This window comes from Nocardia gamkensis NBRC 108242 (assembly GCF_001612985.1).
Lineage (GTDB): Bacteria > Actinomycetota > Actinomycetes > Mycobacteriales > Mycobacteriaceae > Nocardia > Nocardia gamkensis.
Window position 1 is genome coordinate 46,717 of record NZ_BDBM01000051.1, and the last position, 9,044, is coordinate 55,760.

At 68.2% G+C, this 9,044-nt stretch carries 9 protein-coding genes; 7 read left to right on the forward strand and 2 right to left on the reverse strand.

From position 1 onward, the window contains the following. Positions 1 to 6 precede the first annotated feature (6 nt). The 3 genes from NG1_RS28840 (at position 7) to katG (ending at position 4,171) form a co-directional block, all read left to right on the forward strand. Positions 7 to 1,176, forward strand: a complete 1,170-nt coding sequence (locus NG1_RS28840) for a zinc-dependent alcohol dehydrogenase (protein ID WP_062976007.1) — start codon at positions 7 to 9, stop codon at positions 1,174 to 1,176. A 284-nt stretch (positions 1,177 to 1,460) separates the two neighbouring features. After that, a complete protein-coding gene (locus NG1_RS28845; protein ID WP_040871953.1) occupies positions 1,461 to 1,904 on the forward strand; it encodes a Fur family transcriptional regulator in 444 nt (147 codons plus the stop codon). A 35-nt stretch (positions 1,905 to 1,939) separates the two neighbouring features. After that, complete coding sequence (gene katG / locus NG1_RS28850) at positions 1,940 to 4,171, forward strand: catalase/peroxidase HPI (RefSeq protein ID WP_062976009.1); 2,232 nt, start codon at positions 1,940 to 1,942, stop codon at positions 4,169 to 4,171. Between the two features lie 78 nt (positions 4,172 to 4,249). Here katG and NG1_RS28855 read toward each other — a convergent pair whose 3' ends face one another. Further along, positions 4,250 to 4,915 (reverse strand): phosphate signaling complex PhoU family protein, encoded by a 666-nt coding sequence (locus NG1_RS28855; RefSeq protein ID WP_062976010.1) that lies wholly within the window; start codon positions 4,913 to 4,915, stop codon positions 4,250 to 4,252. Positions 4,916 to 5,121: 206 nt separating this feature from the next. Next, a complete protein-coding gene (locus NG1_RS28860; RefSeq protein ID WP_062976012.1) occupies positions 5,122 to 5,541 on the reverse strand; it encodes a DoxX family protein in 420 nt (139 codons plus the stop codon). 261 nt (positions 5,542 to 5,802) lie between these two features. Between NG1_RS28860 and NG1_RS28865 the strand changes: the two genes are divergently transcribed. From NG1_RS28865 to NG1_RS28880, 4 genes are read left to right on the forward strand one after another with little or no spacing between them, the layout of a single operon-like run. Beyond that, complete coding sequence (locus NG1_RS28865) at positions 5,803 to 6,762, forward strand: MBL fold metallo-hydrolase (RefSeq protein ID WP_245660107.1); 960 nt, start codon at positions 5,803 to 5,805, stop codon at positions 6,760 to 6,762. A gap of 43 nt (positions 6,763 to 6,805) precedes the next feature. After that, positions 6,806 to 7,066, forward strand: a complete 261-nt coding sequence (locus tag NG1_RS28870; RefSeq protein ID WP_062976016.1) for a hypothetical protein — start codon at positions 6,806 to 6,808, stop codon at positions 7,064 to 7,066. 32 nt (positions 7,067 to 7,098) lie between these two features. Further along, the gene (locus NG1_RS28875) at positions 7,099 to 8,121 is read left to right on the forward strand and encodes an Acg family FMN-binding oxidoreductase (protein WP_062976018.1); all 1,023 of its coding nucleotides are present in this window, start codon (positions 7,099 to 7,101) and stop codon (positions 8,119 to 8,121) included. Between the two features lie 30 nt (positions 8,122 to 8,151). After that, complete coding sequence (locus NG1_RS28880) at positions 8,152 to 8,823, forward strand: DUF2267 domain-containing protein (RefSeq protein WP_245660108.1); 672 nt, start codon at positions 8,152 to 8,154, stop codon at positions 8,821 to 8,823. The last annotated feature ends 221 nt before the right edge of the window (positions 8,824 to 9,044 follow it).

Consider the following 9,044-nt stretch of genomic DNA (forward strand, 5'->3'; position numbering starts at 1 on the left):
GGAGACATGCGTGCGCTCTGCTGGAACGGCGTCGACGACCTCGCCGTGGAAACCGTGCCCGACCCGACGCTGGTCAATCCGCATGATGTCATCGTGCAGGTGCGGCTGACCACCACCTGCGGCTCGGATCTGCATTTCATCGACGGATATCTGCCCGGCATGCGGGAAGGTGACGTTTTCGGGCACGAATTCATGGGCGAAGTCGTCGAAATCGGGGCCGAGGTCGGCTCGACAAAGGTGGGCGACCGCGTCGTCGTCCCGTCCTTCATCGGGTGCACATCGTGCTGGTATTGCGACCACGAACTGTATTCGATGTGCGACACCACCAATCCGAACGGTGCGCTGCAACAACCGCTGCTCGGCTATCCGAGTGGTGGAATCTACGGCTACACCCACCCCTTCGGCGGCTATCAGGGCTCCCATGCGGAATATGTCCGCGTCCCCTTCGGCGACGTCAACTGCTTCCGGATACCGGAAGGCATCACCGACGAACAGGCATTGTTCCTCTCCGATGCCGTACCGACGGGACTGATGGGCGCCGAGTTCTGCAATATCCATCCGGGTGACACCGTCGCGGTGTGGGGCAGCGGCGGGGTCGGATTGATGGCCGGGCACACCGCCCGCCTACTCGATGCCGACCGGATCTTCGTCATCGACCGGTTTCCCGAGCGGCTGCGCGTGGCCAGTGAGCAGTTCGGCGCGGAGACCATCGACTACACCGCCGTCGACAGCGTCCAGGAGACGCTGCGCGAGAGCACCGGTGGGCGCGGCCCGGACGCCTGCATCGACGCCGTCGGAATGGAAGGACACGGCACCGGATTCCAGCAGATCTACGATAAAGCCAAGCAACTCCTGCGGCTGGAATCCGATCGCGCGACACCGCTGCGAGAAGCGATTCTCGCGTGCCGGAAAGGCGGCGTGGTCGCGGTGCTCGGCATCTACGGCCTCACCGACAAGTTCCCCATGGGCGTCGTGACGAACAAAGGTCTCACCATTCGCACCGCACAGCAGTTCGGGCAGCGGTATGTGCCCCGGATGTTCGATTACATCCAGCAGGGTGACCTGGACCCGTCCTATTTGATCACCCACGACATGCCACTCGACGACGCGGTGTACGGCTACGACATCTTCAAGCACAAAAAGGAAGGGTGCATCCGATCCGTCTTCCGGCCTTGATGCCGGATTTCCGAGGGATTGGGTGACCCTCCGGCGGCCCGCGCGCCTCCAGCCGGGCGGCCCGACTTCCCCATGCGCACCGACCCTCGGCACTGCGGTCGGCGGGGGCTTCGAGCCGCCTGATCGCGACCAACCGCCGGGGCGGCCGGGAACGCCGACGGTGGCACCGCCCCACCCGCGCAACCGACTGGCTACCAGGCCCGGAAGCGCCGATCTCGATTGGGAGAGCGCGACTTTCGGACAAACTCTTGACTCGTTCCAGAAAGCGGACGAGACTTCCGTGCATGCCAACGGCCTCGGAATTCCAGCAGCTGCTGCGAGGAGTTTCGCTGCGTGTGACCCGTCCCCGGGTCGCGGTGCTCAGCGCGGTGCACGACCATCCGCACGCCGACACGGAGTCGATCATCCGTGCCGTTCGATCCGCGCTGCCCGAGGTATCCCATCAAACGGTGTACGACTCGTTGAACGCGCTCACCGCCACCGGCTTGGTGCGGCGTATTCAGCCCTCCGGGTCCGTCGCGCGCTACGAGTCGCGCGTCGGCGACAATCACCACCACGTCGTATGCCGGGCGTGCGGGGTGATCGCCGATGTCGACTGCGCCATCGGCGATGCGCCGTGTCTGACCGCGTCCGATGACAGCGGGTTCTCGATCGATGAGGCCGAAGTCATCTACTGGGGCCTGTGTCCCGATTGTGTGGAAACACAGGCTTCCCGATCACATCCGTGATCGCAGCCCACATCACTCATTCAGGAAGGAATGCTGTGTCATCCGATAGCCGCCCGCCCAATCCTGACACCGAAACTCACAGCTCGAGCGAAAGTGAGAACCCGGCGATCCCGTCGCCCACCGCGAAGACGGATCATCGCCCCCGCAGCAACAAGGACTGGTGGCCGGAGCAGATCGATGTCTCGGTGCTGCACGCCCATTCGTCCAAATCCAACCCCCTGGGTGAGGACTTCGACTACGCCGCGGAGTTCGCGAAACTCGACGTCGATGCCCTCAAGGCCGACGTCGCCGCGGTCCTGACCAATTCGCAGGACTGGTGGCCCGCCGACTACGGCAACTACGGCGGCCTGTTCATCCGGATGAGCTGGCACGCCGCGGGTACCTACCGCATCGCCGACGGCCGCGGCGGCGGCGGTCAGGGCGCGCAGCGCTTCGCGCCGCTCAACAGCTGGCCGGACAACGCCAATCTGGACAAGGCCCGCCGACTGCTGTGGCCGGTCAAGCAGAAGTACGGCAACAAGATCTCCTGGGCCGACCTGCTCGTCTTCGCAGGAAACGTGGCCTTGGAGTCGATGGGCTTCCAGACCTTCGGTTTCGGCTTCGGCCGCCCGGACATCTGGGAACCGGAAGAGGTCTTCTGGGGCCCGGAGGACACCTGGCTCGGCGACGAGCGCTACAGCGGCGACCGTGAACTGGCGGGCCCCCTCGGCGCCGTCCAGATGGGCCTGATCTACGTGAACCCGGAAGGCCCCAACGGTCAGCCGGATCCGGTGGCCGCCGCGCGGGACATCCGGGAGACGTTCGGCCGCATGGCGATGAACGACGAGGAGACCGCCGCACTGATCGTCGGCGGCCACAGCTTCGGCAAGACCCACGGCGCCGGTGACGCCGGCCTGGTCGGCGCCGAGCCCGAAGGCGCCCCGATCGAGCAGCAGGGCCTGGGCTGGAAGAGCGCCTACGGCACGGGCAAGGGCAAGGACGCCATCACCAGCGGCCTGGAGGTCGTCTGGACGTCCACCCCGACCCGGTGGGGCAACGGCTTCCTGCAGAACCTGTACGGCTACGAGTGGGAGCTGACCAAGAGTCCCGCCGGAGCATGGCAGTGGAAGCCGAAGGACGGCGCGGGCGAGGGTGCCATCCCGGATCCGTTCGACGGCCCCGCGCGTACCCCGACGATGCTGACCACCGACCTCGCGCTGCGGGAAGACCCGATCTACGGCGAGATCACCCGTCGCTGGTTGGAGCACCCCGAAGAGCTGGCCGAGGCGTTCGCCAAGGCGTGGTACAAGCTGCTGCACCGCGATATGGGACCGATCACCCGCTACCTCGGGCCGTGGGTTCCGGAGCCGCAGCTGTGGCAGGACCCGGTTCCCGCCGTCGATCACGAGCTGATCGACGAGCAGGACATCGCGGCCCTCAAGAGCAAGGTCCTCGAGTCCGGCCTGTCGGTAGCGCAACTGGTCAAGACGGCCTGGGCGTCGGCGGCCAGCTACCGCAGCACCGACAAGCGCGGCGGCGCCAATGGTGCCCGGATTCGTCTCGAGCCGCAGAAGAACTGGGCGGTCAACGAGCCGGACGAGCTGGCCAAGGTTCTGCCGGTGCTCGAGCAGATCCAGCAGAACTTCAACGGTTCCGCCTCCGGCGGCAAGAAGGTCTCGCTGGCCGACCTGATCATCCTGGCCGGGTCCGCGGCGATCGAGAAGGCCGCGAAGGACGCCGGGCACGACGTCACCGTGCCGTTCACCCCCGGGCGGACGGACGCGACCCAGGAGAACACCGATGTCGAGTCGTTCGCGGTGCTGGAACCACGGGCCGACGGGTTCCGCAATTACGCGCGCAGCGGCGAGAAGGCTCCGCTGGAGCGCCTGCTGCTCGACCGGGCCTACATGCTGGACGTGACCGCTCCTGAGCTCACGGTGCTCATCGGCGGCCTGCGGGCCTTGGGCGCCAACTACGGCGGCACCGACCACGGTGTGTTCACCGACCGGCCGGGCGTGCTGACGAACGACTTCTTCGTCAACCTGCTCGACCAGGACACCGAGTGGAAGGCGTCCGAGTCGGCGGAGAACGTCTACGAAGGCTTCGACCGGTCCTCCGGTGCGGCCAAGTGGACGGCCACCGCCAACGACCTCGTATTCGGGTCTCACTCGGTGCTGCGCGCACTGGCCGAGGTGTACGCGCAGGACGACGCCGGGGCGAAGTTCGTGAACGACTTCGTCGCCGCGTGGGTCAAGGTGGTCGAGAACGATCGGTTCGACCTCGCCTGATCCGTCCGGGCGAATTCCAGGCCGGCCCTTCGGGGCCGGCCTGGATTCTCGGGTCACGATGTCGCGTGCCGCCCGGAACTAGCCGGGCTGCAGAGCCGTGTCGTCGGGCCGCTGCCCGGTGGTCATGTACAGGGTGCGGCGGCCGACCTCGACGGCATGGTCGGCGAAGCGTTCGTAGTAGCGGCCCAGCAGGGTGACATCGACCGCGGCGGCGGTGCCGTTGTCCCAGCCCTCGGCGAGGATCGCGGCGAGCAGATCGCGGTGCAGGTCGTCCATGGTGTCGTCGCGGGCGTCGAGATCCGCGGCGTCGCCGGGGTCGGCGGTGGTCAGTACGCCGACCGCGGCGTCAGCGAGGTCGACCGCCGTCTCACCCATGTGACTCACCAGGTTACGCACCGGCGCGGGGACGGCGGCGGCGGGATGCCTGCGCCTCGCGGTGCGGGCGATGTGCTCGGTGAGGGTGCTCATCCGGGTGAGGTCGTCGACCAATTGCAGCGCGGTCACCACTCGCCGCAGTTCTCCCGCTACCGGCGCCTCGAGCGCCAGAAGCGTGACCGCGGCGTGTTCGGTGTTCTCGCGCATCGCTACGGTTTCGGCGCAGTAGTCGATCGTGCGCTCGGCCAGCTCCAGATCCGCGCCGAGCAGCGCGTCGGTCGCCATCGCGATGGCTTCTCGATTGCGTGCGCACATCACTCGCAGTTGACCGGCGAGCTGCTCGAGGTGATCGTGATAGCGGGTGCGCACTACTCCATCATCGCGCGTATCCCACTCGTGCGCTGCAGGCTCGCGGCATCAGCCCGGTACAGGTCACTCCCCCGCCCTGGCGCACGGGTCACCAGATCGTTCGGGCAAACGCTCCACGGACAAGCCCACGCAGCGCCGCGCGGTCGGCACGCCGCTGTGAGTCAACCGCTCCCGCCACGGCGGACAGGGTCTGGTGCGAGACCTGGTCAGCGCCGCACGTGGTCTGCTCGTTGCACCTTCCTGGCGGCGAGCACCAGTGGTATTTGCAGCGGAAGCCGCACCAGGGCAACCGCTTTCACGGGCGCCGGGATCCGATCGTTGCGCAGCCAGTCGACCGCCATCTGAATGTTGGCAGGGAACACCGCCAGGAACAACCAGGCGGCCCAGCGCCCGCCCCACCGCCGCGTCCGCGGAGTGACGAGCGCGGCGGCCACGACGAGTTCGGCGACCCCGGAGCCGTGGGTGTACAGGCGGGGCCGGCCGGGCAGCTGTGCGGGGATCACCGAATCGAACGGCTGTGGCGCGAGGAAGTGCAGTATCCCCACGCCGAACAGGAGCGCGGCCAGTCGCCGCGCCGTCGATGCCGCTGCGCGTTCGCTCGCGTCGGCATGTTCCACTGATGCCATCACCTCTCGCTTCCCGGCAACCAAACGGCATACCCGCATAGACAGACAGAACCTCTAGTAACTTAATTACCTGCCGACTCTAGCGGCACCGGAGTAAGCGGTCGACACAACATCGAATTCAAGCGTAATCGGCCGCTCCATCCCGCCATACGGACGACGCGAACCGATCCACCAACGACAAGAACGAAAGTTCACATAGTGCGGTGCGCGAGTAGGCTGTCGTCGGACATGTCGCTGCCGGTCGGGCGGGAAGGGGCGGGTGTGGGATTCGCATCAACCGGACCGTTGACGGCGCGCACCGGCGCTGCGGGAACGTGGTGGTCGTGTTGTGCCGCCGGGATGTCGATGCCGTGGCGCACGGTGTTCCCCCGCCGCCCCGATGCGGAGTTGCTGGGCTCGATCACGAACGCGGGACTGCCCCCGGCGCGGGCCACAGTTCGTTTGACGGCGCTCGTCCATGGTGTGCGCCCCGCCCCGGCCTACGGGGTGATCGAAGGAGCGCTACGGCCGCCCACGGTGGCGATCGCGATGACCAGTTTCCTCGTCGAACACCCGGAAGCTCGTTTCCTGGTCGATCCGGCGATGTGCGCCGACGTGCACACCCGGGTCCTGCCGCGGCTGCGTCGCCCCTATCGCGGGCTCGTCGCGCCGAGCAAACCGCTTGTCGGATTGGCCGATTCGCTGGCGATGTCGGCTGTCCCCGTCGACGCGGTCGACTTCGCGATCGCGACGCATCTTCACTGGGACCACGTGGCCGGACTGCTCGATCTACCGGCGTCACTCGCGCTGCGGGCGTCCGCGGCCGAACTGGCGTGGGCGACGAACCCTGCGACGGCCCCGATGGGAGTCGCCGAGTCGCTCGGCTCACGACCCACCCCATCCTTCGACCTCGACGGACCTCCGGTTCTGACCTTTTCGCGCAGCCACGATTTCTTCGGCGACGGCTCGGTCCTGGCGGTGGATCTCTCCGGCCACACCCCGGGCAGCATCGGGCTCGTTCTCGCCGTACCGGACGGCGGCACCGTGCTGCTGGCCGGTGACGCCGTCTGGCGCCGCGAGCAGATCGCCATGCTTCGCGAAAGGCCTCCGCTGCCGGGCCTGCTCGTCGACCATGATCGATCCGCCGCCTTCGCCGCCATCCACCGCCTGTACCGGCTACCCGCCGGCATCGAGGTCGTTCCCGCCCACGACCACGCGGCGGCGAAAAGATGGGCGCCGTAACGGGGTCTCGGATCCGGAGGCCGCTCCGCTGGCGGTTCCCGCGGTGGTGGTCGCAACGATCATGCTGCTCGGGATGCCGGCCGCGGTCTGGGTGTTGCTGCCCGAATGGGCCCGCGACTACGGCGCGGGCTTGGTGTACCTCGCTGTCCTGATCTACGCCGGTCTCGCGGTCCGGCTGTTGTGGTGGGGCGTGGCGATCCTGCGTACCCGTGTGGCGGAGACCGAGGCGGTGGGTGCCCCGGTCCGCTCCGGCGCCGGACGCGCGGGGACCAAGGACCCTGCGTCCCGGGCGGAACGCCCGTAGTCCGCCGCGGCGATCGCGCGAAGACTCGAAGCATGACCGCGAACGACGAAGCACCCGGCCTCCCGGTACCCGATCATCGGGTGATGCTGGCCGCGCTGCGACTCGCCACCCGTGCGCCGTCGGTGCACAACACCCAACCGTGGCGCTGGATTTTCGACGGCACGCGCCTGCACCTCTACACCGACGCCGACCGGCTACTGCCCTCGACCGATCCGCACGGACGCCAGCTGGTGATCAGCTGCGGAGCCGTGCTGCATCACGCGCGAACCACCTTCGCCGACCGGGGCTGGCACACCGACACGACGCGCGTACCCGACCGGCAGCGACCCGACCACCTGGCGGTGATCGAATTCCAGCCGTGGGCCGACCCGCCCGAGGGAATCCACAGCCGAGCACTCGCCATCGACCGGCGACGCACCGACCGGCTGCCGATGACCGAACCCGACGGCTTCGCCGACGTGCTCCCCCGGCTGCGGATGCTCGCCACCCCGCACGAGGTGGAACTCAGCGTCTTGGACGACAGCGTCCGGCCCCGGCTGGCCGCCGCCTCCGAGCAGGTCGGTGCGCTACGCAGGCACGACTTGCTGTATCAGACCGAATTGGAATGGTGGACAGGGCATTCCGAGAACCCGGAGGGGGTGCCCGCCGCCGCGCTGGTGTCCGGCGCGGAATTCGCTCGGGTCGGAGTCGGCCGCGCGTTCCCCCCGGCTCCGCATTCGATGCGACGCGCCCGGCAGGAGGATCGCGCGCGGCTGGTGGTGCTCGGCACCGAAGGCGATTCGGTGACGCAGTGGCTGCGCACCGGTGAAGCGTTGTCGGCCGTGCTGCTGGAATGCACCGCCGCGGGGCTGGGGACCTGCGCGCTGACCCACATCACCGAACTGCCGACAACGCGCGGACTGCTCGGCGGTCTGGTCCCGCGTCCGGCCACCCCGCAAGTGCTGATCCGCGTCGGAACCGCGCCCGATGACACGGACCTGATCCCGCCGACCCCGCGACGACCGGTGACGGACATCTTCACCGTCACCGGTTCGCGCTGGACCCCTGAGACCTAGGTGGCGACATCCGATAACCACGATTCACCCGTGAAAGGCACCCCCATGAGCTACCACCGCGATCCCCTCGCACCCGCGATACACACCGCACACGAATGGCTGCGCACTCTCGCCGACGGGCTCGCCACCGAAGACCGGCCCTTCGCGCACCGCGCCTTGCGAGCCTGGCTGCACACCGTCCGTGACCGCATCGGCGTCAACGCCTCCGCGCACCTGAGCGCCCAACTGCCCGAACTCCTGCGCGGGATCTACTACGAGGGCTGGGTTCCCGCGCACGTCCCCGTTTCGCACGACGTACCCTCGTTCGTCGATCAATTCGCGCGGGAAGCGGGCGTCTCCAGGGACGAGGCCTACGCGCTCGCGGGCGCGGTGACCGACGCGCTGGCCGACTTGTTCTCTCCCGGACAGCTCGATCACGTGTTCGCGTGGCTGCCGGAAGATCTGCGGGCGGTACTGCGCGGAACCGACCTGGCGGGCACCTTGCCGGAGAAGACCGCGCTCCGGCCGGCGGAATCGCCCCGTCTCGACGAACTGGACAGCCGCCTGCGGGCACTCACCGACGCAGTGACGGTGCTCGCCCGCAGCCTCGAAGCGACGTCTGGTGGCGACGCGGGCGATACCGAGCAGCTTTCCGCCGCCCGGCAAGCCCACCGGATCCTCATCGCCGAAGGACTCGCCCGCTCCGACGCACCCACGCGCTGAGCCGATCCCCTGCGGCGGGCCGGCTTCCGGCGCGTCGTCCCAGCCGCGCTGCGCATTCGCAGCGCGGCGCAACCCGACGCGTCTTCGCGCGTTCACGATGGGCCGTGCCGCGGCCCGTTCTGCGATGCCCATTCGCCCGGGAAGAGGACTTTGGTCCGTACCGAGCCTTCCGCCTCCTGCGTAGTGTCGACCACACACCTGCTCCCGGATTGGACACCATC